Origin of the sequence: Streptococcus sp. SK643 (genome assembly GCF_000259505.1) — a bacterium.
Classification (GTDB): domain Bacteria; phylum Bacillota; class Bacilli; order Lactobacillales; family Streptococcaceae; genus Streptococcus.
The window spans coordinates 49,613-74,540 of record NZ_AJMM01000026.1; the positions used below are offsets into that span (position 1 = coordinate 49,613).

The 24,928-nt window shown below is 40.4% G+C and carries 25 protein-coding genes, 1 pseudogene and 1 other annotated feature; of the genes and pseudogenes, 7 read left to right on the forward strand and 19 right to left on the reverse strand.

All coding sequences use genetic code 11. The features are described 5' to 3' along the window. Position 1: 1 nt before the first annotated feature. The 3 genes from HMPREF1117_RS09880 to HMPREF1117_RS09890 all read right to left on the reverse strand — a co-directional run bounded on the left by HMPREF1117_RS09880 (position 2) and on the right by HMPREF1117_RS09890 (position 1,620). Positions 2-340, reverse strand: a complete 339-nt coding sequence (locus tag HMPREF1117_RS09880) for a zinc ribbon domain-containing protein YjdM (RefSeq protein ID WP_001061579.1) — start codon at positions 338-340, stop codon at positions 2-4. A 128-nt stretch (positions 341-468) separates the two neighbouring features. Continuing rightward, positions 469-1,140 (reverse strand): (d)CMP kinase, encoded by a 672-nt coding sequence (gene cmk, locus HMPREF1117_RS09885; protein ID WP_000849394.1) that lies wholly within the window; start codon positions 1,138-1,140, stop codon positions 469-471. A gap of 9 nt (positions 1,141-1,149) precedes the next feature. Then, a complete protein-coding gene (locus HMPREF1117_RS09890; RefSeq protein ID WP_001040915.1) occupies positions 1,150-1,620 on the reverse strand; it encodes an SAG1386/EF1546 family surface-associated protein in 471 nt (156 codons plus the stop codon). Between the two features lie 45 nt (positions 1,621-1,665). Between HMPREF1117_RS09890 and HMPREF1117_RS11710 the strand changes: the two genes are divergently transcribed. Continuing rightward, positions 1,666-1,869 (forward strand): ferredoxin, encoded by a 204-nt coding sequence (locus HMPREF1117_RS11710; RefSeq protein WP_007557368.1) that lies wholly within the window; start codon positions 1,666-1,668, stop codon positions 1,867-1,869. 63 nt (positions 1,870-1,932) lie between these two features. Here the strand turns inward: HMPREF1117_RS11710 and HMPREF1117_RS09895 are convergent, their stop codons facing one another. The 6 genes from HMPREF1117_RS09895 to HMPREF1117_RS09920 all read right to left on the reverse strand — a co-directional run bounded on the left by HMPREF1117_RS09895 (position 1,933) and on the right by HMPREF1117_RS09920 (position 9,040). Then, positions 1,933-2,898, reverse strand: coding sequence for a glycosyltransferase family 2 protein (locus HMPREF1117_RS09895; RefSeq protein WP_025171610.1), 966 nt, complete (start codon positions 2,896-2,898; stop codon positions 1,933-1,935). A gap of 1 nt (position 2,899) precedes the next feature. Beyond that, entirely contained in the window at positions 2,900-3,919 is a 1,020-nt protein-coding gene (gene galE, locus HMPREF1117_RS09900) for a UDP-glucose 4-epimerase GalE (RefSeq protein ID WP_001156554.1), read from the reverse strand. Between the two features lie 104 nt (positions 3,920-4,023). After that, the gene (locus HMPREF1117_RS09905; protein WP_000754634.1) at positions 4,024-5,124 is read right to left on the reverse strand and encodes an NAD(P)/FAD-dependent oxidoreductase; all 1,101 of its coding nucleotides are present in this window, start codon (positions 5,122-5,124) and stop codon (positions 4,024-4,026) included. Between the two features lie 16 nt (positions 5,125-5,140). Continuing rightward, positions 5,141-5,938 (reverse strand): Nif3-like dinuclear metal center hexameric protein, encoded by a 798-nt coding sequence (locus HMPREF1117_RS09910; protein ID WP_000881130.1) that lies wholly within the window; start codon positions 5,936-5,938, stop codon positions 5,141-5,143. Next, positions 5,925-6,602: a tRNA (adenine(22)-N(1))-methyltransferase gene (locus HMPREF1117_RS09915; RefSeq protein ID WP_000624059.1), complete on the reverse strand. Its 678-nt coding sequence runs from the start codon at positions 6,600-6,602 to the stop codon at positions 5,925-5,927. The genes HMPREF1117_RS09910 and HMPREF1117_RS09915 overlap by 14 nt, the downstream gene beginning before the upstream one ends. 101 nt (positions 6,603-6,703) lie before the next feature. After that, entirely contained in the window at positions 6,704-9,040 is a 2,337-nt protein-coding gene (locus HMPREF1117_RS09920) for a cation-translocating P-type ATPase (RefSeq protein ID WP_025171611.1), read from the reverse strand. A gap of 132 nt (positions 9,041-9,172) precedes the next feature. On the opposite strand from HMPREF1117_RS09920, the gene HMPREF1117_RS09925 reads away from it, so the two are divergent. Continuing rightward, positions 9,173-9,922, forward strand: coding sequence for a lysophospholipid acyltransferase family protein (locus tag HMPREF1117_RS09925; protein WP_000500189.1), 750 nt, complete (start codon positions 9,173-9,175; stop codon positions 9,920-9,922). Positions 9,923-9,965: 43 nt separating this feature from the next. Here the strand turns inward: HMPREF1117_RS09925 and HMPREF1117_RS09930 are convergent, their stop codons facing one another. The 6 genes from HMPREF1117_RS09930 to rpsO all read right to left on the reverse strand — a co-directional run bounded on the left by HMPREF1117_RS09930 (position 9,966) and on the right by rpsO (position 15,621). Then, entirely contained in the window at positions 9,966-10,658 is a 693-nt protein-coding gene (locus tag HMPREF1117_RS09930; RefSeq protein WP_000175772.1) for an alpha/beta hydrolase-fold protein, read from the reverse strand. Further along, positions 10,639-11,649, reverse strand: a complete 1,011-nt coding sequence (locus HMPREF1117_RS09935) for an ABC transporter substrate-binding protein (protein WP_000753250.1) — start codon at positions 11,647-11,649, stop codon at positions 10,639-10,641. Before HMPREF1117_RS09935 ends, HMPREF1117_RS09930 begins: the two co-directional genes overlap by 20 nt. 19 nt (positions 11,650-11,668) lie before the next feature. Then, complete coding sequence (locus HMPREF1117_RS09940; RefSeq protein ID WP_000364114.1) at positions 11,669-12,424, reverse strand: ABC transporter ATP-binding protein; 756 nt, start codon at positions 12,422-12,424, stop codon at positions 11,669-11,671. Between the two features lies 1 nt (position 12,425). Then, the gene (locus tag HMPREF1117_RS09945) at positions 12,426-13,472 is read right to left on the reverse strand and encodes a FecCD family ABC transporter permease (RefSeq protein WP_000949309.1); all 1,047 of its coding nucleotides are present in this window, start codon (positions 13,470-13,472) and stop codon (positions 12,426-12,428) included. A 257-nt stretch (positions 13,473-13,729) separates the two neighbouring features. Next, entirely contained in the window at positions 13,730-14,338 is a 609-nt protein-coding gene (locus tag HMPREF1117_RS09950) for a CadD family cadmium resistance transporter (RefSeq protein WP_231160769.1), read from the reverse strand. Positions 14,339-15,351: 1,013 nt separating this feature from the next. Continuing rightward, complete coding sequence (gene rpsO / locus HMPREF1117_RS09955; protein WP_001018251.1) at positions 15,352-15,621, reverse strand: 30S ribosomal protein S15; 270 nt, start codon at positions 15,619-15,621, stop codon at positions 15,352-15,354. A 206-nt stretch (positions 15,622-15,827) separates the two neighbouring features. On the opposite strand from rpsO, the gene HMPREF1117_RS09960 reads away from it, so the two are divergent. Together HMPREF1117_RS09960 and thrS are read left to right on the forward strand one after the other, a co-directional pair. After that, the gene (locus tag HMPREF1117_RS09960) at positions 15,828-16,169 is read left to right on the forward strand and encodes a hypothetical protein (RefSeq protein WP_001225011.1); all 342 of its coding nucleotides are present in this window, start codon (positions 15,828-15,830) and stop codon (positions 16,167-16,169) included. 55 nt (positions 16,170-16,224) lie between these two features. Beyond that, positions 16,225-16,425, forward strand: a binding site (T-box leader). A gap of 101 nt (positions 16,426-16,526) precedes the next feature. After that, positions 16,527-18,470, forward strand: coding sequence for a threonine--tRNA ligase (thrS, locus tag HMPREF1117_RS09965; protein WP_000239115.1), 1,944 nt, complete (start codon positions 16,527-16,529; stop codon positions 18,468-18,470). 213 nt (positions 18,471-18,683) lie between these two features. On the opposite strand, the gene HMPREF1117_RS09970 is transcribed toward thrS, so the two are convergent. The 4 genes and pseudogenes from HMPREF1117_RS09970 to HMPREF1117_RS09980 form a co-directional block, all read right to left on the reverse strand. Continuing rightward, a complete protein-coding gene (locus tag HMPREF1117_RS09970) occupies positions 18,684-19,733 on the reverse strand; it encodes a DUF389 domain-containing protein (protein WP_000147499.1) in 1,050 nt (349 codons plus the stop codon). A 184-nt stretch (positions 19,734-19,917) separates the two neighbouring features. Beyond that, positions 19,918-20,155 (reverse strand): annotated as a pseudogene (locus HMPREF1117_RS12030) (hypothetical protein); the annotation flags it as partial. Positions 20,156-20,230: 75 nt separating this feature from the next. Then, complete coding sequence (locus HMPREF1117_RS09975; protein ID WP_000887941.1) at positions 20,231-21,205, reverse strand: sensor histidine kinase; 975 nt, start codon at positions 21,203-21,205, stop codon at positions 20,231-20,233. Further along, on the reverse strand, positions 21,198-21,875 hold the full coding sequence (locus HMPREF1117_RS09980) for a response regulator transcription factor (protein WP_000548983.1): 678 nt from the start codon (positions 21,873-21,875) through the stop codon (positions 21,198-21,200). The genes HMPREF1117_RS09975 and HMPREF1117_RS09980 overlap by 8 nt, the downstream gene beginning before the upstream one ends. Before the next feature lie 408 nt (positions 21,876-22,283). Here HMPREF1117_RS09980 and HMPREF1117_RS09985 point away from each other — a divergent pair, with 408 nt between their 5' ends. From HMPREF1117_RS09985 to HMPREF1117_RS09995, 3 genes are all read left to right on the forward strand, one after another. After that, a complete protein-coding gene (locus tag HMPREF1117_RS09985; RefSeq protein ID WP_155811827.1) occupies positions 22,284-22,853 on the forward strand; it encodes a TetR/AcrR family transcriptional regulator in 570 nt (189 codons plus the stop codon). An 88-nt stretch (positions 22,854-22,941) separates the two neighbouring features. Then, positions 22,942-23,718 carry a hypothetical protein gene (locus tag HMPREF1117_RS09990; RefSeq protein WP_000820270.1) on the forward strand — a complete coding sequence of 259 codons (777 nt, stop codon included), beginning with the start codon at positions 22,942-22,944 and terminating at the stop codon, positions 23,716-23,718. A gap of 123 nt (positions 23,719-23,841) precedes the next feature. After that, complete coding sequence (locus HMPREF1117_RS09995; RefSeq protein WP_001273808.1) at positions 23,842-24,915, forward strand: DUF2974 domain-containing protein; 1,074 nt, start codon at positions 23,842-23,844, stop codon at positions 24,913-24,915. Positions 24,916-24,928: the final 13 nt, after the last annotated feature.

Genomic DNA, 24,928 nt, shown 5'->3' on the forward strand with positions numbered 1-24,928 from the left:
TTTAAATTTTCTTCACAAATTCTGACTTGAGTTTCATAGCACCAAAGCCATCAATCTTACAGTCAATATTGTGGTCGCCTTCTACAATACGGATATTCTTGACGCGCGTACCTTGTTTCAAATCTTTTGGCGCACCTTTTACTTTTAAATCCTTAATCAAAGTGACTGTATCACCATCTGCTAATTTGTTTCCATTTGCATCAATGGCAACAATACCTTCTTCTACTTCTGTGACTTCAGCAGGATTCCACTCATAAGCACACTCAGGGCAAACTAGCATAGCTCCATCTTCGTAAACATATTCTGAATTACATTCTTTACAATTTGGTAGGTTGTTCATAACGTCTCCTTTTTACTTTTCACTATTCTTTGAAAATCAAATTTTCTCGAACAGCAACTATTATACCCTAAAATCAACATTTTGACAAATAGAGAAAAAACCGATACTCAAAGATCGGTTTTTTCATTTCACATTTTCTTTTCAGCTTCTACCTTGATTTTATCCACTACTTCTTCAATAGTTAAACCAGTTGTATCAAGGTAGACTGCATCCTCAGCTTGTTTCAGAGGTGATGTTTCACGATGACTATCTTTATAATCACGTGCTGCAATTTCCTCTTTGAGTGTTTCGAGGTCTGTCTCAATTCCCTTGGCTATATTTTCTTTGTACCGTCGTTCTGCTCTCTCATCAACAGAAGCTACTAGAAAAACTTTTAACTCTGCTTGTGGCAATACAACAGTTCCTATATCACGACCATCCATGACAATGCCACCTTTTTGGGCAATTTCTTGTTGGAGGTTCACCAACTTTTTACGAATAGCTGGTAGTGCTGCAATGGCAGATACACGATTTGTCACTTCATGTTCACGAATCGGATGAGTGATATCCACATCTCCTACAAAAACAAGTTGTTCACCTGCTTCTGATCGTCCAAAACTAATAGGATGTTGGTCTAGAAGTTCAAGTAATTGCTCTACATTTTCATCTTCCAACTGGTGTTTAAGAGCTATATAAGTTGCAGCCCGATACATAGCACCTGTATCTAAGTACGTATATCCAAAATCCTTAGCAATAATCTTCGCAACTGTACTTTTACCACTTGATGCAGGGCCATCAATTGCAATTTGAATTGTTTTCATTACTGACTCCTATCTAGTCTTAACAACATCACCAGGATCAGCATACCAAGATCCTGTCGACATGTGTGAAGGATTCAAGGTTTCTAATTGGGCTATCGAAATACCAGCACGAGCAGCAATCGCAGCTTCACCTTCTCCTGGTAAAACTTTTGTAGTCCCTTCTTGATTTTCAGAATTAGGTGATGATTCTTCTTTTTGTTCTGTGGCAGAAGCTGCTTGTTCAGTACTTGTAGAAGAAGATACCTGTTCTACATTTGTACTAGAGTCATGAAAGTCTTTTAATGCTTCTGTACGATTACTCCCTCCAGATGAAAGATAAACCAAAACAATAATCATCACTAATACAATTACAAAGAAAATACTCGCTAAAATTGTCAAAACACGATTAGCTGTTGTTTCTCCAAGTTCAGTTCTACGTCGTTCAGATCTTGTTTCTTCTTGTTCTTCATAAATATCTTCTTGCCACGGTTCTTTTGCCATACCTTACTCCTTGTTTTTTTTTACTTTTCTTATTACAATATAAATATGAAAATCACACTTATACCTGAACGTTGCATTGCCTGTGGGCTTTGCCAAACTTATTCTGATTTATTTGATTACCACGATAATGGTATCGTGCGCTTTTACGATGATCCTGATCAACTAGAAAAAGAAATTTGTCCTAGTCAAGACATTTTAGAAGCTGTTAGAAACTGCCCTACACGTGCCTTGATTAAAGATCAGTCTTAAAATAAAATCTTAAACTTTGGATGGTTTACCATCACTTCTAGTTTAGCATATTTTCAAGTAAAATTATAGTCTTTTAACTTTATTTTTTTCTTTAATAACGGGAAGATCACTTTTTTCTTTGATGAGATAGAGTGGTCTTTTTTTAGTCTCTAGATAAATCTTACTAATATATTTACCGAGAATCCCAATGGTCAAGAGTTGAATGCCTCCAAGAAAGAGAATGACAGCCATCAGAGATGTCCAACCTGATGTAGGATTCCCTAAGATAAGAGTTCGAATCACAACAAACATGGTCATAAGTAAGGATATCAGGCAAGAAATAAGACCAGCTAAAAAGGATATGATTAAGGGAAAATCTGAAAAGTTAACAATTCCTTCAAGAGAGTAGAAAAAAAGCTGTCTAAAACTCCAACTTGTCTTACCAGCCTGTCGTTCTACATTTGGATAGTCGAGATAGTGGGTTTTAAAACCGGCCCAAGCAAAGAGTCCCTTAGAAAAACGATTGGACTCTGTTAGGGTTAAAATGGCATCGACCACAGACCTTCTCATCATGCGAAAATCACGGACACCTGCCGGCAGGGCTACAGGACTAATTTTTTGCATGAGGTGGTAAAAGACATTAGCACAGAAACTGCGAAAGAAGGGCTCTCCCTCCCGACTAGTTCTCCGTGTTCCTACACAGTCTAAATCTGCATTCTTGTCTAGTAAATTTTTCATCTCAAGCAACATACTAGGAGGATCCTGGAGGTCTGCATCCATCACCACCACTAGGTCTCCTGTCGCATATTGCAAGCCTGCATAGAGGGCTGCTTCTTTGCCAAAATTTCGCGAGAAAGAAATATAATGAACTGCCGGATTTTGCTCCCGATAGGTCTTTAAGAGTTCCAAGGTCCCATCACTTGATCCATCGTCGACAAAGACATACTCGATTTCTGTTTCCAAATCTGGAAGTAACGCTTCCAAAGCCTGATAAAAAAGAGGAAGTACTTCCTCTTCGTTTAAACAAGGGACAATGATTGACATCACCATCTTAGTCTTCAAATCCATTTGGATGCTTGCTTTGCCAACGCCATGCATCTTCACACATTTGGGTGATGTCGAGTTCTGCTTCCCAGCCGAGTTCTGCTTTGGCTTTTGCAGGATCTGAATAGCATGCTGCAATATCACCTGGGCGACGGTCTACAATACGATAAGGAATTGAACGCCCAACTGCTTTTTCCATATTTTGGATAATCTCAAGAACAGAGTAGCCTTTACCTGTTCCAAGATTGTAAACGTTCAGTCCTGAACCTTTTTGGATTTTTTTCAGAGCTGCAACGTGACCTTTAGCCAAATCGACAACGTGGATATAGTCACGAACACCAGTTCCGTCTTCTGTTTCATAGTCATCACCAAAAACCTGAACTTGTTCCAGTTTACCAACGGCTACTTGAGTCACATATGGCAAGAGGTTGTTTGGAATACCATTTGGATTTTCTCCCAAATCTCCACTCTCATGGGCTCCGATTGGGTTAAAGTAACGAAGCAAGACTACATTCCACTCTGAGTCTGCCTTGTAGATATCCGTCAAAATTTCCTCTAGCATAAGCTTAGTACGACCATATGGATTTGTCACTGAAAGTGGGAAATCTTCTAGAATTGGAACAGTGTGAGGATCCCCGTAAACAGTCGCAGAAGAACTGAAAATGATGTTTTTACAGTTGTTTTCTTCCATTGCTTTCAAAAGACTAACAGTACCAGCGATATTATTGTCATAATAGGCAAGAGGAATGCGTGTTGATTCTCCTACAGCCTTCAAGCCAGCAAAGTGAATAACACCTGTTGGTTCTTCCTGCTTGAAAATATCTCTGAGGGTATCTGTATCACGAATATCTGCCTCATAGAAAGGTACTTCAACTCCTGTAATTCTCTCAACAACTTCTAAACTTTTTCTGTTACTATTAACAAGGTTATCCACCACAACAACCTGATGTCCTGCTTGGATTAACTCAATAACTGTGTGGGTTCCGATAAAACCTGCTCCACCCGTTACCAAAATCTTTTCTTGCATCTTCTTTCCTCGATTCTCGGATTATTTTTTCTTATTTTACCATTTTTGATAGGGAATGTCATTTGCCATACTAAAACCTTTAGTGAAAATTTAGTAAAAAATGACTAGTTTTCTATTCGTTTTACATACTTTTCAATCGGGTAATTAGAACTTTCTAATGTCACAGACTTTCCTTGAAGCAATCGAGCTAAATGATAACCAATAATAGGTCCAGTTGTGAGACCTGAAGACCCTAGTCCACTAGCCGCATAGACACCTGTTAAACCTGGCACTTGCCCAAAAAATGGAGAAAAATCGCTGGTATAGGCGCGAGTACCCACACGTTCACCAGCTCTAGTAGCTTCTGCTAATCTAGGATAGCAAGGCAAAGCGGCCTCTTCCATTTGCTGCAACAAGATTTCATCTACCCTAAGGTCAAATCCTTGATCGTTTTCATGGGTGGCACCTAATGATAATTTCCCACCTGCAAAAGGAATCAAATCCCACTCCCCTTCTGGCATGACAACAGGATAGTTTGCCATATCTTGCTCTACTTGATAATCTCGGAGTTGCCCCTTTTGAGGACGAACATCAACCTGATAACCTAGCGGTTCCAACATTTGTCCCAACCAAGCACCTGTCGCTAAAATAACCTGATCAAAAACGCGGTCTCCAATCTGGTAGCCTGCTGATAAAGGATTTAGACCCACCTCTTCTCTCACTACTTCAACCTGACTAGCTTCTAGCAAACAAGTCACTAAAAGCTGACCATCTACTCTCGCTCCACCCGAAGCATAGAGCAGGCGGTCAAATCCCTGCAATCCAGGGAATAATTCATTAGCTGATGCTTGGTCTAGAATGGCTAATTGCCCTATCAAGGGAGACTCTTCTCTGCGCTCTAAAGCTAGTTGGTAGAGTTCTTCCAACTTGGGTTCATCCTTTTTCAGGAGAAAGACTCCCGAACGCTGGTAAAAGTCGATTTCCTGCCCTGACTTCTCTAAATCAGCTAGTAAATCCACATAAAAGTCAGCCCCCAATCGCGCCATTTTATACCAGGCCTTATTGCGGCGTTTGGAAAACCAAGGACTGATAATTCCCGCTGCGGCCTTGGTAGCCTGACCCTGTCCATGGTCAAAGACGGTTACTTCTAGGTCACTTTCTTTCGAGAGGTAGTAGGCAGCTGTTGCTCCCACAATTCCTGCTCCGATAATGGCAACTTTTTTCATTGTTTTCACTTCCTAACTAGATATGGTGGAAAGGATTGGTCGATGCTTGACTAGGCAAGATGTCAATAGACCACCCCTCCTCTTCCTTCCATTGAGTAAGAAGTGCTGCGATTTTTTCTACAAAAAGCACTTCGATATAGTGACCTGGGTCCAATGCCAGTAACCCATCAGACAGCATTTCCTGGGCAGTGTGGTAGTAGATATCACCAGTGATATAAACATCTGCCCCCTTAGCTAAAGCATCCTTATAGAAAGACTGCCCGCTTCCACCACAGATGGCTACTCTTGAAATAGGCTTCTGCAAATCACTCTCTTGATAATGCACCATTCGAAGGCTATCTAGGTCAAATACTTGCTTGACATGTTGGGCAAAATCCCTAAAGGTCTGAGTCGGAACATTCCCAATACGACCAATTCCACGTTCTGGACCTGTCTCCTGTAGATAGGTAGTCTCCTCAATGCTTAGCATCTGGCAGAACCAGTCATTGAGACCATTTTCAACGATGTCAATATTGGTATGACTGACATAAACTGCAATGTCATGCTTGATGAGATCAATGTAAATCTGATTTTGTGGACGACTAGCTACCAAATCCTTGATCGGACGGAAAATCGGCGCGTGCTTGACGATAATCAAGTCTACACCCTTTTCAATGGCTTCAGCCACCGTCTCTTCACGAATATCAAGAGTAACCATAATTCTTTGGATATTCTTATCCAAAGTTCCTATTTGCAGGCCACGACTGTCTCCCTCCATTGAAAACTCCTGAGGGCAAAAGGCTTCATACGCTTTAATCACTTCACTTGCTAGCATGGAGAACCTCCTTGATGGCTTGAATTTTATCTACTAGAACTTGACGTTCCTCCAGATTTTTTTCTGGAATTTGTCCGAGGGCGAACTCTAGCTTCTCAGCTTCTTTTTGCCATTTTTGTACAAAAACCGGACTGACTTCTTTGGACAAGAAAGGTCCAAAGCGAACATCACTAGATGATAACTTCATTTGTCCTGCTTCCACCACCAAAATCTCGTAGAATTTCCCAGACTCTTCCAGAATACTTTCTGCTACAATCTCAAAACCATGATCCTGCAACCAGATACGCAAGTCGTCTTCACGATTATTGGGCTGGAGGATCAAACGCTCTACATCAGCTAACTTGTCCAAGCCTTCTTCTAAAATCCTAGCAATCAAACGACCACCCATACCAGCAATGGTAATAACCGACACTTGATCTGCCTCTTCAAAAGCTGCTAATCCATTTGCTAAACGAACTTGGATTTTTTCTTCCAAGCCGTGTGCCTCAACATTTTTGACAGCAGACTGATAAGGTCCCTCCACAACTTCACCTGCAATGGCACTTTCGATTTTTCCTCTTTCGACTAACTCGATAGGCAAATAAGCATGGTCACTCCCCACATCTAGTAAAATAGCTCCCTGCGGCACAAAAGACGCCACCAACTCTAATCTCTTTGAAATCATTCTCTCTCTCTTTCCAAAACTCTATTACCTCTTATTATACCACATTTCGGCTGGCAATCTTGTACCTAAAAAGACCGCAATCCACAGATTGCAGCCTTTCTTTATTTTCTGGCTTGGTAGCGACTAGTCAGGATGAAAATCACGGTAAAGACCAACATCATGACACCATAAACAGGTAATGTTTGTCCTGTTAAGGTTGAAATTTCAAGCAGTTTTTGAATTCTTGGGAAGAGAGCTGTGGCTAGGAAGCCTCCTACTGACCAAACAATCAAGAGGACACGCCATAGGGTAAATGGCATGCAGGCTCTAAATACGGATAAGAAACCAATTGACCCCAAGAGATAATAGAGTAGGGTTGAGATTTCTAACTCAGACCAACCTTGGCTACTTCCAAATATTTTCACAAAAAGAACGCTGAACACAACCATGAGAGCACTTGGTAGGGCACGAAGCATGGATCTTCTGAGGAAATTTGGCTCAACAGGTTTGATATTTCGCTCAAAAGTCAGAACGAATGGTGGGAAACCTTCCACGAACTGGTCGATCATGGTAATCTGGATTGGAATGAAGGGGAAAATCAAGATCCATTCAGACCGTCCCAGAAGAGCACTGGCAATACAGATGACTGCGAGCAAGAAGGAATAAATCGTCTTTATCAAGAAAATCGGTGCAATGTGGGCAATGTTATTGACCACACGACGACCTTCAAAGAGAATCTCAGGAACATCATTAAAGTCTGAGTTTAAGAGAACCAGATTGGCAATCTGACGAGTCGCAGGATCTCCCTCAGCCATTACGATAGAACAATCCGCCTCACGAAGGGCCAGGATATCATTAACTCCATCCCCTGTCATAGCTGTTGTATGCCCCGCTTTTTTCAGTGTTTGGATGATGAGTTTCTTTTGATGAGGGGAAACACGTCCGAAAATAGCTGTCTCCTCAGCCATAGCAACCAATTCCTCATCCGTGATTTTGGAGCAATCTACATAACTGTCATAGTCCGCAAAACCTGCTTTTTGGGCAATACTTGAAACAGTGACTGGATTATCACCAGAGATAATTTTCAATCCCACTTCCTGAGAACGAAGATAGTCTAGCGTCTCAGCAGCACCTTCTCGAATCGGATCTAGAATCTCAAGCAAAGCCAAAGCCTGAATATCAGATGGCTTTTGTGGCTTGTGATGGTCTAGCTTTTCCTGACTGAGAGCCAAGACCAAGACACGTGACCCTCTCTCCAAGGCCTCTCTGGCTTCTGGGACCTCAGAGTCTAGCAACATCTCAGGTGCCCCTAAGAAGACTGTTCCCAAGCCTTCTAACTCCATGGCTCCCCACTTGCGATCGCTTGAGAAAGGGAGATTAGAAATCATAGGATAAGTAACTTCTCCCACAAAACGCTGGCGAATAGCTTGGGCTGTTGGATTTTTATCCTCACTATGAGACATATAGCTAGTCAGAATGCTGGCAATAGCCTCTTCATCATAATCTTCCATCAGCGGAAGGATAGCTTCCACCTGCATCTTTCCTTGGGTGATGGTACCCGTCTTATCCAGACAAAGCATATCAACGCGCGCCAAGGTCTCAACAGAGTACATTTCCTGCACTAAAACCTTTTTCAAGCCCAGCTTAATCACTGCAGTCAAGAGCGAAGTAATGGTCAAAAGGGCGATTCCCTTTGGCAACATCCCCAAAAGGGCTGTCGACGAATTTACAACGGATGACTTAAGAGGCAAGCCCTTTAAAATTAAGGCTTCTAGCAAGAGAGCCAGACCAAAGGGAATGATAATCTTCCCAGTAAAACCTGCTAGCTTGTCCAGCGATTTCATGATACGAGAGTTGATTGGTTTCACAGTCTTAGCCTCAAGCATGAGTTTGGCAGCATAGTTGTCTGCCCCAACGTGGTGGACTTGAGCCAAAACTGACCCACTGGCTAAGAAACTTCCTGACAAAAGCAAGGCATCAACTTCCTTTTGCACCAAATCACTCTCACCAGTCAACATGGCTTCATTGACTTCCGCAAAGCCTTCCAAAACCCGTGCATCACTAGGAATCTGCTCTCCAGCAGACAGACGAATGACATCTCCTAGCACCAATTTTTCAGGATTAAGAGCAACTTCCTGACCATCGCGAATAGTCTTGACCTTTTCCTTGGTCATGAGATTGAGCTTATCCACCATGTGTTTGGCCCTCAGCTCAGTCACTATCCCAGAAAAAGCGTTAAAGCAGATAACAGCAAAGAAGACCAGATTGCTCCAAGCCTGCACAAAGGCTAGCGCCAAAGCAATCGCAAAGTTCAAAGCATTAAAAAGAGTAAAGACATTTCGTTTAACGATTTGCCAAGTGCTAGTACTGGCTGATGCGGTAAAATCATTGGCCAAGCCCTTAGCATGTCTTTCCTTGACTTCTCTTTGGGTTAATCCCATAATCTTATTTTTATCCATAAATTCTATCATATCATTTTTTCTAAAAGAATTCTAATCTCATCCCAAATATGCACCTAGTCAAGGGAAAAGTTTGCCAGCCCTCCTTTGATAAGGTATAATAATAACAAGAAAATAATCGAAGGAGAACGCATGTTTTATACTTATTTACGTGGATTGGTTGTATTGCTCCTATGGTCCATCAATGGCAATGCCCACTATCATAATACTGATAAAATTCCTAATCAAGATGAAAATTATATTTTGGTTGCGCCTCACCGTACCTGGTGGGATCCTGTTTACATGGCCTTTGCAACCAAGCCAAAACAGTTTATCTTTATGGCCAAAAAAGAACTCTTTACCAACCGTATCTTTGGATGGTGGATTCGTATGTGTGGTGCTTTTCCTATCGACCGTGAAAATCCTAGTGCTTCTGCCATCAAATATCCTATCAATGTTCTTAAAAAAAGTGATCGCTCTCTCATCATATTTCCAAGTGGGAGCCGTCACTCAAACGATGTCAAAGGTGGCGTAGCCCTGATTTCCAAAATGGCCAAGGTCCGTATCATGCCTGTTACCTATACAGGTCCTATGACCTTAAAAGGCTTGGTTAGCCGTGAGCGTGTCGATATGAACTTTGGAAATCCAATAGATATCTCAGATATCAAGAAAATGAATGATGAAGGCATTGAAACAGTCGCCAATCGTATCCAAACAGAATTTCAACGTTTAGACCAAGAGACGAAACAATGGCACAATGATAAAAAACCAAACCCACTCTGGTGGTTTATCCGCATACCCGCCCTCATCCTTGCCATTATCCTCGCTATCCTAACTATCATCTTTAGCTTTATCGCAAGCTTCATCTGGAATCCAGATAAGAAAAGAGAAAAACTTGGTTAAATAAATACAACAATCCCTTGGCAAAAGCCAAGGGATATTTCTTTTATTCAATTTTCCATTTTTGGGCTAACCAGTTGGAAAAGGCTAGGAATCGTTCAGCCACTTGTTCATGATGCCCATACGAATCAAAGACAAACTGACCAGTCGGATAGCGTTTCTGAAGACTAATATGGATCTGCTCAGCATAGACTGGTGCTTGAGCCAAGCGATTAGTATGATGGGCTCCTTCTGTTTGACCGTTCTGTAAATACAGCAAACAGTCTATATTTTTCACTGTCTCTGCCTTGCAGTAAGCCACAAAATCAGGATACCAAAAGGAACCGCAGATAGAGAAGAGACAGGAGACCTTATCAAAACGGAAAAGACTGTAGACTGCCGCCAAACCACCTAGTGAGTAGCCTCCATAAGCAAGGCGAGTTTCGTCCAGGCGATAAAGTGACTGCAACTTGTCTAAAAGACCTCCAAATAAATGATCATGATAGGCGTTGGCCTGACCTCCAAAATCTGGAGCTCCATCTCTCAGAGCAGCTACCTTCCAAGGAGTGTAGTCATCTAGGCGATTTTTAGAGGTCAAGCCCACTAAAATCACAGATTCGGAAAGGGACGATAGGAAGTCCAAGTTTCCATCATTCAATAAAATAGCCGGATAGATTTGATTGGGGTCGTAGTTAGAAGGAAGGATGACTTTGACTTGAATTCCTTCCCAATCAAACTCATTATTTATTGATAAAGTCATTGATTTTCTCAAGGGAATCAATCACTGCTGGACCATAATCCATCAACTCATCGTAAGAGATGGTCATGATTTTTTGATTCTTAATAGCAGGAACGCCTTCCAAAACAGCATTTGCCTTCATCAACTCTACAGCTGTGGCATCCAATTTTTTATTGCGATCGCTGGTTACATAGATAATCAATTCAGGATCCATTGACACGAGGTTTTCCAAGGTCAAGCCTGATGTCCCCGTAGCAACGTTGGTATAACCAAGTTGGTTTAGCAAACTTTCTTGCAAAGCAGACTTGTAGGCACCGAAGGTTTGATCATTATAAGCAACCATAATCAAAGCCTTTTTCTTTTCACCTTGGCTTGCTGGGTTTGCTTTCTTAACAGCGTCAATTTTAGTTTGTAATTGGGTTGCGTATTCATTAGCCTTGTCCTGAACATTAAAAATCATTCCCAGATTTTTGACATCTTCTACGATATTCCCCAAATCTTGCTGAATCGTTGAGAGAGAAGCTTTTTGTGTATAAACTGGGATTTTATTTTCATTCCAAGTGCTAACTGTCCCCAAGGATTTTTCAGAAAACATCATGTTTCGACCCATCACAGCGTCTGGCTCATAAGAAAGGACTGTTTCTTGTGAGACTGTTTTTTTATCTCCAATTTGAGGAATCGTCGCAATCGCGTCCTTATATTTGTCCGTCACAGCATTGTCTGGATTGAGCATGCCAACAATTTTATCCTTCAACCCTAACTCCAATAAGATTTCAGTAGTTGATAGATTGTTGGTGATCACTTTTTCAGGTGCCTTTTCAAAAACTTGTTCGACTTCATTTCCTTTCGCGTCATAGGTTTTGACCGTTAGTGGATAAGTCGTCTCTGTGCTCGCCTTTTTACTTGTTTCTGTGCTAGACTGTGTGGTAGCTTTTTCTGTAGTAGTATTGCCACAAGCTGCCATGGTTAGGGTAGCTACTGTTACGAGTAAAATGCTTAGTGTTTTTTTCATCTTGTTTTCCTTTTCATTCTTATAAATAGTGAATCATGGCTTGCTGATCCTCGGTCCAAGTCACCTGACTTTGAACTCCGTATACCGTTTGCAATGACTCAGGGGTGATAGTCTCCTTTGGAGTCCCTTGGTAAAGGATTTCTCCCTCTTTCATCAGATAGAGATAATCCGAATAGCGACAAGCAAGTTGAATATCATGCAGGACAGCTAGAACATTGACCTTGAGCTCCTTTACAATGGCTAACAAGTCTAGCTGATACTTGATATCCAAGTGATTGGTTGGTTCGTCAAGGAGCAAGAGAGTCGGTTCTTGCGCCAAGGCGCGGGCTAGTAAGACTCGCTGTTTCTCTCCCCCTGACAGAGACGAATAGAGACGTGTTTTCTTCTCAAGCATATCCACCTTGACGAGGGCATCTTGAACGAGCGCATAATCCCTTTCCCTTTCCTTCTGTAAAAAAGAGAGGTGGGGAGTTCTTCCCAGCAAGACGATTTCCTCAACTGTACAATCAAACTGCAGCTGGTTAAACTGGGTCACAACTGCCATTTGCTTGGCTGTTTCTTTGAGCGTCCATTGTTCCAGAGGCTTTCCATCTAGGCTTATCAAGCCTTTGTCCGCCTTTTCCTGACGATAGAGGAGTTTAAGTAGACTGGTTTTCCCGCTTCCATTTGGTCCTAATATCGTATGAAATTGATTCCCTTCAACCTTAAGAGAGACTCCTTTGAGGATTTTTTTCTCACCTAGTCCAAAATGGATATCCTGACAAATCAAGTCCATATCAGACTCTCACCTCCCTTCGCCTACCTCCAACAATGTAGACAAAGAAGGGAGCACCTACTAAGGCTGTGAAAATACCAATAGGAAGCTCTGCGTTTGGAATGATGATACGAGAGAGTACGTCTGCCCAAATGACAAAGAGGGCACCTAGCAAGGTTGCAACAGGAAAAAGTCTCTTGTAATTCGTTCCTACTAACCCTCGAGCTAAATGTGGAGTAATGAGACCAACAAATCCAATAATCCCACAGGTTGCCACTAATACTGCTGTTAGCACAGCCACCATGGTCACATAAAGATACCAATAGAAGCGTAAAGGAATCCCCAAAGTTAAAGCAGCCTCATCTCCCATCATCATCGCATTGAAAACACGATACTGAGTAGCGAAAAATAGAAAGGCCAATCCTACTACTATAGTTGGCAGGACTAAGTCAGACCAGGTAGTCCCGGCAAGCGAGCCCATGGTCCAAAACTTAATGGTCATCACACTGTCCGCATTAGCGCCAACTGATATAATAAAGTTTGAAAAAGCCAGAAAGAGAGCGTTGACCACCGTTCCTGATAAGATCAGACTGGAAGTCGTCATCCTTCCCTGCATAGAGGCAATGATGAGGACAGCAATTGTTGCCAAAATAGCTCCAAGAAAAGCTCCAAGGCTAATCATCACTTTTAAACTAAGAATGATGCTCAAGGTTGCCCCTAAAGTTGCACCCGCAGATATTCCTAAGACATAAGGCTCTGCGATCGGATTGTTCACTGTAGACTGCATCACGCTACCACACATAGAAAGACCAGCCCCTACTATTAGACCTAACAATACTCGGGGGAATCTCATGTTCCATACAATGGCAAGAGTAGACTTGGAAACCTCTCCTATCTCAAGAGGAATCCCCAATCTATTCAAAATAATCCGATAGGTATCTCCTAGATCAATCGCAACGGATCCCATTGAAACTGCTAGAAAGAGAGAAATCCCTAAAATACCTAGCAAAATAACTAAAAGTAACACAAATTGCTGGTCTTGTCGGCTTCCAGAAAATTTGGAAAGCATGCAAACCTCCTTTGACAAAATATTAAAATTTTAGAAAATTCTCATGAAAAGTATACCATATTTTCAACTGTGTAACAAGCTATGGAAAAAATACAATTAAAATCAAAAAAATTATGGTTGATTTTTCCATACAGTGCCAGGAAGCATAAGCAAAGATAATGCTTGAGCATACCAAGGTAAGGTGATAACATAAAAAGCCCTCTGAAGTCAGAGAGCTGATTTGAGCTCGGGCTAAAATCCTAGTGAAACAAAAAAATCTACACGGTCAGAAAAGTCTCTATCGTGCCATTTTCATACATGATGTATAGTCCAAGTAGAATGAATACTAAGGGCACAATGATTCGCTCGTATTTTTCAATTGTCTCGAATATTAACGGAATAGAGGATAACACCCGACTAATCTCGCATAAGATAATTATGCCGATTACAAACACAAGCAACGCCACGAGGGTCTGTGACCAATCTAACGAAGCAAAATAAGGTATATAGATACCTAAATTATCTCCGCCAGACGCAATTGTCAGCAATGTAACTGTCCAAAACAGTTGATTTGCCTTGCTTTGTTCTAATCTTTCAATAATTTCTTCCTCTTCTTCCTCTTCTTCCTCACCTTCTCCAACAATTGCAAAGCGAATCCCTAAATAGATAGGGATTAAACCAAGCAATCCAACCATCCATTCTTCAGGCACGAAATTAACGACATAAGCAGCAACTAAACTCGCCCCTACAAGTAAGCCTGTGCCTAGATATTGCCCCGCATAAATATGCCATTTTTGTTTATTCTGTGATAGCTGTGCAAATAAAATAAATAAAATAATTAAATAATCGATACTGGTGGAAATATAAACACCAATAGCAGATATGATTGTCTATCCCATAAAAAACCTCCTGTATTGGTCAGTAATAAATCAGCAGATTTTAGGAGAGCACAGACACATTAATTTAGCTATCGCTAGTGGGTAATGTCGAACATAGGAAAGCATTTTACTCCTCCTCAAAACGTAGTTACAAAGTAATTTCTAACTGGAATTCGGTGACTACTTCCATGTAAAGTATAACATACTATACTTTACTTCGTAAAGTGTGGGCTCTCCGAAGGGGCTTGCAGACAGCTACTCGGCTTTTCAAGCCGAGTAGCTACGCACCCTTATGGTGTAATTAGCTGATACCATTTGAGGTTTTTGTAGTCTCCAAAATTGTGACCGATAAAACGTGACGGGCCTTTGCCTGAAGTCAATTTCCGTTTTTGTAGTCTCCAAAATTGTGACCGATAAAACCTCTACCAAGGCTCTTGCAATTGCGAGTAGTGTTTTTGTAGTCTCCAAAATTGTGACCGATAAAACATTCAATTAATTTAACAAGCGCCTGTCTGAGTTTTTGTAGTCTCCAAAATTGTGACCGATAAAACCTCAATAAAAAAGCCCTCTGAAGTCAGAGAGCTGATTTAAGCACAGGCTAAAATCCTAGTGAAAAAGATGAAACTCCTTGTGTTCATCGAACACTGTGTCCTTTCCCTATTTTCATACGGATTTTTGACGCCCTTAGCATCATGATTCTTGCTTGATAAAACATTTATAGACGAGGCGAAGGTTGTACAAAAATTTTAGTGAAACAAAAATATCTCCCCGAAGGGAGAATATCTGGTTTATTTTACCTTACAGTACTAGGAACCGTAAGTAAAGATAATACTTGAGTATATCGAGGCAAGGCGATAAAAGTAAAAAAGCTACCCAATTTAGAGTAGCTTCATTATCAAGATATGCTCAATTGAACACGGCCTAAGCACTTGGCAAAAAAGATAAAATCTCCTACAAACTGAAGTTTCTTCGTCAATTTTCCTATTTTGGCTTTGTGCTTTTGACGGCTTTTGTATCTTGAATTAACGACGAAGTCCTAGAGAGTTGATCAACTCACGGTAACGGTTAACGTCGTTTTTACGCAAGTATGCAAGCAAGTTACGACGGCGACCGATTTTCTTCATCAATCCACGGTAAGTAGCGTGGTCTTTTTTGTGTTGTTTGATGTGTTCGTTAAGGTGGTTGATTTCCCAAGTAAGGACAGCAACTTGAACCTCTACTGAACCTGTATCACCTTCGTGACGTGCATATTGTGCGATGATTTCATTTTTTTTCTCTTTTGAGATTGCCATGATGTTTCTCCTTTTTATTTGGCTTCATCCGAGTGACAGGTTGGCATGCCTGTAACCAAGAAGAAGTTATTTGTCTTTACGACATTTCCTATTCTACCAAGAAGAGACTTCTTTGTCAACTAATTTACTATCCTTCTCTTATATATGCTATAATAACTATAGGATGGATGTCTACGGAAATTACTTAAAACGAGAGGTGATTGACCATGCGTAAATTCTCTAAATATCTCCCCTACTATCTGGTCATATTTTTCTTTTATTGGCCACTTTATGAGCTAATCTCACGGACCATTGCTAATCCCGATATCTTAAAGGGACTTTACGTCAACAACATTCTTATCTATTCTCCACTAGTCACTTCTGTAGTATCTCTATTCTACTCTTATCGTTTTAAATTCTCTATTATGTGGTTAGTCGGAGTTGGATTACTCTTTTGCTTTACCATCTTTACTTTCGGAGAATTTATCCTTTTCTACTTCCTAGCCTATGAAATCTTTGCCCTACTAGGTATGAGCATTGGAACTTTTATCAAGCATCTAAAAAAATAAAAGGAAAATTCAAAAAAATTTACAAAAACCTTGAAAATTCTCACAATCATGCTATAATAATGCATAGAGACAAGTCACTTAGTTCCTTTCTACAAGAGAGTGCGTGGTTGCTGGAAACGCATAGGAAGCCTAAACTGATACTACTCTTGAGTTTTTTATGAAAACATAAAACGGTGGCTACGTTAGAGCCAATCAGAGGTGTCCCTCTTTTTGAGGAACATAAATGAAGGTGGAACCACGTTGCGACGTCCTTTTTAGGATGTCGCTTTTTGTTTTTCTATTTTCATTCACTTCTGTACCTGTTTCCAGAAATAGGGCAGAGACAATCAGTAAATAAAATGATATAAGGAGATTATTATGGTAAAAATTACTTTCCCAGATGGCGCTGTTCGTGAATTCGAATCTGGCGTAACAACTTTTGAAATTGCTCAATCAATCAGCAATTCTCTAGCTAAAAAAGCCTTGGCTGGTAAATTCAACGGCAAACTTATCGATACTACTCGTGCTATTACTGAAGACGGAAGCATCGAAATTGTGACACCTGATCACGAAGATGCCCTTCCAATCTTGCGTCACTCAGCTGCTCACTTGTTCGCCCAAGCAGCTCGTCGTCTTTTCCCAGACATTCACTTGGGAGTTGGTCCAGCCATCGAAGATGGTTTTTACTACGATACTGACAACACAGCTGGTCAAATCTCTAACGAAGACCTTCCTCGTATCGAAGAAGAAATGCAAAAAATCGTTAAAGAAAACTTCCCATCTATTCGTGAGGAAGTGACTAAAGACGAGGCACGTGAAATCTTCAAGAACGACCCTTACAAGTTGGAATTGATTGAAGAACACTCAGAAGACGAAGGTGGTTTGACTATCTATCGTCAGGGTGAATATGTAGACCTCTGCCGTGGCCCTCACGTCCCATCAACAGGCCGCATCCAAATCTTCCACCTTCTCCATGTAGCAGGTGCTTACTGGCGTGGAAATAGCGACAACGCTATGATGCAACGTATTTACGGTACAGCTTGGTTTGACAAGAAAGACTTGAAGAACTATCTTCAAATGCGTGAAGAAGCCAAAGAACGTGACCACCGTAAGCTTGGTAAAGAACTTGACCTCTTTATGATTTCTCAAGAGGTTGGTCAAGGTTTGCCATTCTGGTTGCCAAATGGTGCGACTATTCGTCGTGAGTTGGAACGCTATATCGTTGACAAGGAGTTGGCTTCAGGATACCAACACGTCTACACTCCACCACTTGCTTCTGTTGAACTCTACAAGACTTCTGGTCACTGGGATCATTACCAAGAAGACATGTTCCCAACTATGGACATGGGTGACGGGGAAGAATTTGTCCTTCGTCCAATGAACTGCCCACACCACATCCAAGTCTTTAAACACCATGTTCACTCATACCGTGAGTTGCCAATCCGTATCGCCGAAATCGGTATGATGCACCGTTATGAAAAATCTGGTGCCCTCACTGGTCTTCAACGTGTACGTGAAATGTCTCTCAACGACGGTCACCTCTTTGTGACTCCAGAACAAATCCAAGAAGAATTCCAACGTGCCCTTCAGTTGATTATCGATGTTTATGAAGACTTCAACTTGACTGAATACCGCTTCCGCCTCTCTCTTCGTGACCCTCAAGATACTCATAAGTACTTTGATAACGATGAGATGTGGGAAAATGCTCAAACCATGCTTCGTGCAGCTCTTGATGAAATGGGCGTGGACTACTTTGAAGCCGAAGGTGAAGCAGCCTTCTATGGACCAAAATTGGATATTCAAGTTAAGACCGCTCTTGGAAAAGAAGAAACTCTTTCTACTATCCAACTTGACTTCTTGCTTCCAGAACGCTTCGACCTTAAATACATCGGAGCTGATGGCGAAGAGCACCGTCCAGTTATGATCCACCGTGGAGTTATCTCAACTATGGAACGCTTCACAGCTATCTTGATTGAGAACTACAAGGGTGCCTTCCCAACATGGCTTGCACCACACCAAGTAACCCTTATCCCAGTATCTAACGAAAAACACGTGGACTACGCTTGGGAAGTGGCTAAGAAACTCCGTGACCGCGGTGTCCGTGCAGATGTCGATGAGCGCAATGAAAAAATGCAGTTCAAGATCCGTGCTTCACAAACAAGCAAGATTCCTTACCAATTGATCGTTGGGGACAAGGAAATGGAAGACGGAACAGTCAACGTTCGTCGCTACGGCCAAAAAGAGACACAAACTGTCTCAGTAGATGACTTTGTTCAAGCTATCCTAGCTGATATCGCCAACAAATCACGCGTTGAGAAATAAAACAATCACAGTCTGAGAAACATTTTTCAGAGCCAGAAAAAGCAACAACTATTTCAGCTGTTGCTTTTTATATTTTATTTAATCTGAGCTAGTAGTGATTGGTCAAAGCACCACAAATGATATCCTCATCAACAATCCTTTCTATCCACCAATTTTTGGATATAGGACACCCTCCAAAGATTTGCTTTCATGAGTTAGATAAGGTCAATATCCTCAGTCCTTGTCTGCTTCATTTTCTTTTACGAGATCTTTTTGTGAATCCTTTTCAGAGAGTTTTTGATCGATATACTTGTTAATAGTTTCATAAAATTCCTTGGTCGAATCACTATCTAATTTTGTCGAATTATGGACTTGATTGACTTTCAATTGAACAGATTGAATACCGTAAGAGGCTTGTTTTTGGCGAATGTTTTCTAATTCTTCTTCTGAAATCGGGTCACCAACAATTGTCAAGACCAATTCATTATCCCTTGACTTGTAGACTTGATTGATAACTGTGTGATTGGCAAACTCTTTTCCTACAAACTGTTTGATTCCTTCTTTTCGCGCTTGATCTATCGTCAGAGTGATTGCTGAATAGCTGGCTGGAAGAATCAATAATACAATCAAGGATATCAACCCAATTCTCATTTTAATATTTAGCTCTTTAAATGAACTTAAGGGAGATTTTCTCATCAAAATTCTTGTTCCAACAATATTGATTAGCATGATAAAAACACAGTTGATCAAGAAAAGATAGAGAGCTCCAAATAAAAATCGTACATTTCCATTAGCTAAACCGTAACCTGCAGTACAGATAGGTGGCATCAGAGCTGTTGCAATGGCTACTCCTGGCACGATATTGTTTGCTTCTTTTTTCCTTGAACCAATGACGCCTGCTATCCCACCAGCAATAGCAATGAGAACATCCCAAATGGTCGGAGAGGTTCGTGCAATCAATTCGCTACTTGCATAAGATAAGGGAGAAATCCAGAAATACAGAGTCGAGATAAGCAAACTGACAAATACTTGAGTGAATAAAACTTTTAGAGATTGTTTGATTAAACGTGTATCAAAAATAGCTAAACCAAATCCGAGTCCAACAATCGGTGTCATAAGAGGAGAAATCAGCATGGCTCCAATAATGACAGCTGTTGAATTCATATTTAGACCGATAGAGGCAATAAAAATCGCACACATCAAAATCACTGTATCTCTTAATCGAACATGAAGATCATCATATAATTTCTCACGGAATTCACGTGTTGAATAGTTTCCGGTCATTGGTTACTCCTTTTATTTCATATAATCTTGTTTCTGCATGGATGATGGTAGAGAGACTTCTGTCCAATCTTACATATTTTTCTTCTCACCTGTTATTCTTTTGAAAATTATCCTTTAAGTATCCGTCAGTCCATCCTTAATATTATATCAAAAATTTTACATTCTTTCTCTGGCGAAATCTATCAATTGAACATATAGAGAAAGTTATCGTCAACCTCATGGTATCATCGACTACTTCAATAACCTCTAGAACCAAACTAAGCGTATGATAAGCAAAGGCCAAATGGAGAAAAGCGAAAATTACAGGAAGGAAGCAAACTGTTAAGATTTGCTTGTTAATGGTTTGCTTAATCTGCTTTTGATCTAGACCTACCTTTTCGTTCGTGGTCTTCACATCCCTCAGAGATTTGTTTATAGTAGATAAAATAATTTACTCGGATAAACAGTTAAAGATAAAAAAGCCCAGTTGTCTTATCCTGGGCTCTTATCTATTATGCTCACTCAATTATCAGATTCATATCGGAAAACTGAATCCGCACTATCGTTCCTTTTCCTACCTCAGACTCGATACGAATCTGGTGACCCAGTTCTTCAGAAATTTTCTTGGATAGGTAAAGGCCAAGTCCAGAGGACTGCTGGGTTAGGCGTCCATTATATCCTGAAAATCCACGTTCAAAGACTCGGAGGACATCACTATTTTTTATCCCAATTCCTGTATCCTTGATACAAAGCTCTTGCCCTTCCATATAAATCTCCAGACCACCTTCCTTGGTGTACTTGAGACTGTTTGAGATGATTTGCTCAATAACCACTCGTAACCACTTTTTATCCGTCACGATTTCTTTATCAAGGTCATGTAGATTGACATTTAAGCCTTTTTGAATAAAGAAAAGAGCGTATTTACGAATTATTTCCTTGACAAGGTCCTCAATTTGAACCTGCTTTAAGACCAAATCATCATGAAAACTTTCTAAGCGCAGGTACTGTAAAACTAGATTGGTATAGGAGTCGATCTTGAAAATTTCCTGTTCTAACTGCTGCTTCAGTTGGCGGTCAGCTACTTCTGTAACTAACAATTGACTGGCTGCAATGGGGGTCTTAATCTGATGGACCCACAAGGTGTAGTAATCCAGCAAATCCGTCAGTTTTCTTTCAGAATCTGACCTCTGCTGATAAAGTTCCATCTCACTCGCTTCTAATTTCTCAGCCAAGGCTATTTCCAAAGGAGCCTGAACTTCCCTCTCCCCATAGAGAATTTCCTGACGATAGACCTGCATTTCCACCAATATGTCCCAAGTGAAAAATAAGATGGTTACAAAGCAACACAGCAGGAAAAAGTAGAGAAAGTAAATTCCCAAACTGGCAAATAAAAACTGAAAGAGTAAGACCAGAAATGTCAAGGTAAGCAGATAGATAAAAAGACGACTACGGGAGCGCAGATAGGCTAGAAAAAATGGTTTCCAATCAAGCATGCTTTAATCCGTACCCTATCCCTTTCTTGGTCTCGATAAATCCTACCAAGCCCTGCTCTTCCAACTTTTTACGCAATCGAGCCACATTAACAGAAAGGGTATTGTCATCAATGAAAAAGTCACTGTTCCAAAGTTCCCGCATCAGGTCGTCACGCGCTACGATATTACCCGCATGCTCAAACAAAACGCGTAAAATCTGGAATTCATTCTTAGTCAAATTCAAGACTTGACCTTGATAATGTACATCCATGGATTTGGTATTGAGGATAACACCGGCATACTCTAGTAAACTCTCGTCACGCCCAAACTCATAGGAACGGCGCAGCAAGCCCTGAACCTTGGCCAAAAGGACCTGCTGGTCAAAAGGCTTGGTCACAAAGTCATCCGCCCCCATATTGATTGCCATGACAATATCCATAGCCTGGTCTCTCGAAGACAGAAACATGATAGGCACCTTGGAAATCTTGCGGATTTCCTGACACCAGTGATAGCCATTAAACAAAGGCAGTCCAATATCCATGAGGACCAGATGAGGCTCCGACTGAACAAATAGACTCAAAACCTCCATAAAGTCTTCTACAAGAACCACTTCAAATCCCCATTCAGAGAGCAATTTCCCGACCTGTTGCCGAATAACCTGATCATCTTCTACTAATAAAATCTTGTGCATCTGATTCTCCTTTGCTAATTTTAGGAGTCTTAAATCCTTTAGTATAAATAGAGGGCTTAGTATCTAATACTTTTTTGACATTTCCTTGTCACAACAGCTCAAAAACAGATAGTGAATAACCCCATTGATATCATACCTTATTTTTAGACATAGTGCCAGCACTACCCTTTTATTTTTAATTTTTTCAACCTTCATTTCAGTTCTTTTATCCATCCCCTTAACCAAAATTTATATCTATTCTTCCAAACCTTGAGTGTAGTTAAAACGACACTCTATACTCTTCTAACATTGAAAAGCTCCTTATCGAGTGGTATCCGTAAAAAGTTCTAGCTTTCAGATTGACAATCTGAAAAAGATTTGTTAAGATATGAATGAACAATATTTAATATTCATTCAGAAAAGAGGTGAATCAAATTGGACAAAAAACAGACTTTGAAATCCGCAGCTTATGAAGTTTTTTCAAAAAAAGGATACAAGGCGACAGGAATTTCAGAAATTGCTAGACAAGCTCATATGGCAGTCGGATCTTTTTATAACTATTACGAAAGTAAAGAAGCTATTTTTTTAGATATCTATATTGATGAAAACAACCGTGTTCGCCAAACTATTATCGAAGAACTGGATTGGGAAATTGATATGATTGATCTTATTAGTCAACTCTTTGCTCAATCCAGAGCACTCGTTTCCTCCAATAAAATCCTTGCAGAATGGTACAATCCTGCCATAGCAGATGAGTTGCATAGCTACTATTCCTCAGAAGAAGGAAAAGTCACGAATCCATTTCATCAATTTCTCGTGAAAACCTTTACTCATCGTTTGCAGGCTGAAGGCCATTCTCCAGAAAAAATTCAAGATATTTTACAAGTTTACAACCTATTTTACTACATGGATATGCATATCACAGAAAATGATTTTCCAGATATTAGCAAAACTGTAGAAATACTAGCAACCAACTTCATTAAAGGAATACTGAAATAAAGAAATCTTTTCTTTATTTTTTGGAAATTATTGAATGAAAAAAAATATTATTCATTCATAGAAAATTACTACACTATAGGAGTTAAAAATGAAACGAGGGAAAAAAATGTTCATAATTATTCTAACTACACTTGGAGTGCTCGGCTTTATATCTTGGGGAATCATTACCTATCTTGGACGAAGTCAAACTTTATCGATAAAATCCATTGAAAATCCCAGCGGAGATTTGTATTTAGTTCACATCACAAAACCAAAAAATCAAATATGGAAAGCTGGCTCCTATGCTCAGTTTAAGCTTCCTGACAGCTCGTTTGGTCCAGACAAAAGTCCAGTAAAGGAGGATCAGGCTAGCCGATGGCTAACCCTTGCTTCCACTCCTGATGAGGATGAAATTCTTATTGTAACCCATAATAGTGGTAGCGTGTTTAAGGAAACCTTAACACATTTACCAGCTGGTAGTAAAATTGAGATGAGTTGGCTGGAGTCATCTTTATCTGTTAAAGACAATGACCAAGCACTGGTTTGTTTTGCCTCTGATGTCGGTATTTCTACTCTACGTCCAGTTGTGAAAGAGTGGGCTGGTAAGCGCTCTATCATTCTTAATCATTTAGACAAAGGAGTAAACAATTTTGATAATGAGTTAAAAGAGCTTAGTAAGAATAATCCGAATCTAACTTATAAAACTAGCGAAACCTTTTCTCAAAGCCAAACATTTTTAAAAAATGCGGTTGTGAAATACGGTAACCAAGCTATTTATCTCTTAACCGGCCAACCTGATGATATAAATGAGATGAAAAATTTCTTAAAAGAGAATGGGATTGACGACAAACAGATACAAACAAGTATGTTTAGAGGTTTGAAATAAAAGCAAACTGTCTTCTATGTGTCTGAATCATACCATTATAGGTCGGTATGTAGAGAGCTCGTACAAACCAACTAGTAAATTCTATGTGATTGTGATAAGATAAATAAAAAGAAAGGAGTTCTTATGGCCAATATTTTTGATTATCTGAAAGATGTCGCACACGATTCCTTTTACGACCTTACCTTAAATGAATTAGATATTCTCGCTTTAACTGAACTAACCTACCTCTCCTTTGACAATCTGGTCTCAACAACTCCTCAGCGACTTTTAGACCTGGCACCTCAGGTTCCAAGAGAATCTAACATGTTGACCAATAAAAATCGCCTCCAATTATTAGATGAATTAGCTCAACATAAACGTTTCAAAAATTGCAAACTCTCTCACTTCATCAATGATATCGATCCTGAATTACAAAAGCAATTTGCTGCTATGACCTACCAGACTGATCTCGATACTTATCTGATTGTTTTTCGAGGTACAGATGATAGTATTATTGGTTGGAAGGAAGATTTCCATATGACTTATATGAAGGAAATCCCAGCTCAAAAGCATGCTCTTCACTATTTAAAGAACTTTTTTGCCCACCATCCAAACAAAAAAGTCATCCTAGCTGGGCATTCCAAGGGAGGAAATCTAGCCATCTTTGCTGCTAGTCACATTGAGCAAGGTTTGCAAAATCAGATCACAGCAGTTTATACCTTTGATGCGCCTGGCCTCCATAGAGAACTGACACAAACTGAGGTCTATCAAAGGATAATGGATAGAACTAAGGTCTTCATCCCACAAGGTTCCATTATTGGTATGATGCTGGAAATTCCTGACCACCAAATCATCGTTCAAAGCACTGCCTTGGGTGGTATCGCCCAGCATGACACCTTTAGTTGGCAGATTGAGGACAAACATTTTGTCCAAGTAGACGAAACTAATAGTGATAGCCAACAGGTGGATACAACTTTCAAGGAGTGGGTGGCCACAGTCCCTGACAAGGAACTTCAGCTTTACTTCGACCTCTTTTTTGGAACCATTTTAGAAGCAGGAATTACTTCGATTAATGATCTGTCCTCCTTCAAAGGGATAGAACACATCCACCAACTATTTCTCCAAATCCAAGCACTCTCACCAGAAGAAAGGGAAATCATGGGTCGTCTGACCCAGCTCTTGATTGATACCCGTTACCAAGTCTGGAAAAATAGATAAAAAGCTTATGAAA

Coding starts and splice junctions, on each gene's coding strand:
- HMPREF1117_RS09895 (WP_025171610.1), bottom strand. CDS start 2,898: ATGGTGATGTCAATCATTGTCCCTTGTTTAAACGAAGAGGAAGTACTT.
- cmk (WP_000849394.1), bottom strand. CDS start 1,140: ATGAAAACAATTCAAATTGCAATTGATGGCCCTGCATCAAGTGGTAAA.
- HMPREF1117_RS09960 (WP_001225011.1), top strand. CDS start 15,828: ATGCGTAAATTCTCTAAATATCTCCCCTACTATCTGGTCATATTTTTC.
- HMPREF1117_RS09975 (WP_000887941.1), bottom strand. CDS start 21,205: ATGCTTGATTGGAAACCATTTTTTCTAGCCTATCTGCGCTCCCGTAGT.
- HMPREF1117_RS09990 (WP_000820270.1), top strand. CDS start 22,942: ATGAAACGAGGGAAAAAAATGTTCATAATTATTCTAACTACACTTGGA.
- HMPREF1117_RS09910 (WP_000881130.1), bottom strand. CDS start 5,938: ATGCTAGCAAGTGAAGTGATTAAAGCGTATGAAGCCTTTTGCCCTCAG.
- HMPREF1117_RS09905 (WP_000754634.1), bottom strand. CDS start 5,124: ATGAAAAAAGTTGCCATTATCGGAGCAGGAATTGTGGGAGCAACAGCT.
- rpsO (WP_001018251.1), bottom strand. CDS start 15,621: ATGGCAATCTCAAAAGAGAAAAAAAATGAAATCATCGCACAATATGCA.
- HMPREF1117_RS09970 (WP_000147499.1), bottom strand. CDS start 19,733: ATGACCGGAAACTATTCAACACGTGAATTCCGTGAGAAATTATATGAT.
- HMPREF1117_RS09920 (WP_025171611.1), bottom strand. CDS start 9,040: ATGGATAAAAATAAGATTATGGGATTAACCCAAAGAGAAGTCAAGGAA.
- HMPREF1117_RS09935 (WP_000753250.1), bottom strand. CDS start 11,649: ATGAAAAAAACACTAAGCATTTTACTCGTAACAGTAGCTACCCTAACC.
- galE (WP_001156554.1), bottom strand. CDS start 3,919: ATGCAAGAAAAGATTTTGGTAACGGGTGGAGCAGGTTTTATCGGAACC.
- HMPREF1117_RS09980 (WP_000548983.1), bottom strand. CDS start 21,875: ATGCACAAGATTTTATTAGTAGAAGATGATCAGGTTATTCGGCAACAG.
- HMPREF1117_RS09880 (WP_001061579.1), bottom strand. CDS start 340: ATGAACAACCTACCAAATTGTAAAGAATGTAATTCAGAATATGTTTAC.
- HMPREF1117_RS11710 (WP_007557368.1), top strand. CDS start 1,666: ATGAAAATCACACTTATACCTGAACGTTGCATTGCCTGTGGGCTTTGC.
- thrS (WP_000239115.1), top strand. CDS start 16,527: ATGGTAAAAATTACTTTCCCAGATGGCGCTGTTCGTGAATTCGAATCT.
- HMPREF1117_RS09940 (WP_000364114.1), bottom strand. CDS start 12,424: ATGGACTTGATTTGTCAGGATATCCATTTTGGACTAGGTGAGAAAAAA.
- HMPREF1117_RS09925 (WP_000500189.1), top strand. CDS start 9,173: ATGTTTTATACTTATTTACGTGGATTGGTTGTATTGCTCCTATGGTCC.
- HMPREF1117_RS09890 (WP_001040915.1), bottom strand. CDS start 1,620: ATGGCAAAAGAACCGTGGCAAGAAGATATTTATGAAGAACAAGAAGAA.
- HMPREF1117_RS09915 (WP_000624059.1), bottom strand. CDS start 6,602: ATGATTTCAAAGAGATTAGAGTTGGTGGCGTCTTTTGTGCCGCAGGGA.
- HMPREF1117_RS09930 (WP_000175772.1), bottom strand. CDS start 10,658: ATGACTTTATCAATAAATAATGAGTTTGATTGGGAAGGAATTCAAGTC.
- HMPREF1117_RS09995 (WP_001273808.1), top strand. CDS start 23,842: ATGGCCAATATTTTTGATTATCTGAAAGATGTCGCACACGATTCCTTT.
- HMPREF1117_RS09945 (WP_000949309.1), bottom strand. CDS start 13,472: ATGCTTTCCAAATTTTCTGGAAGCCGACAAGACCAGCAATTTGTGTTA.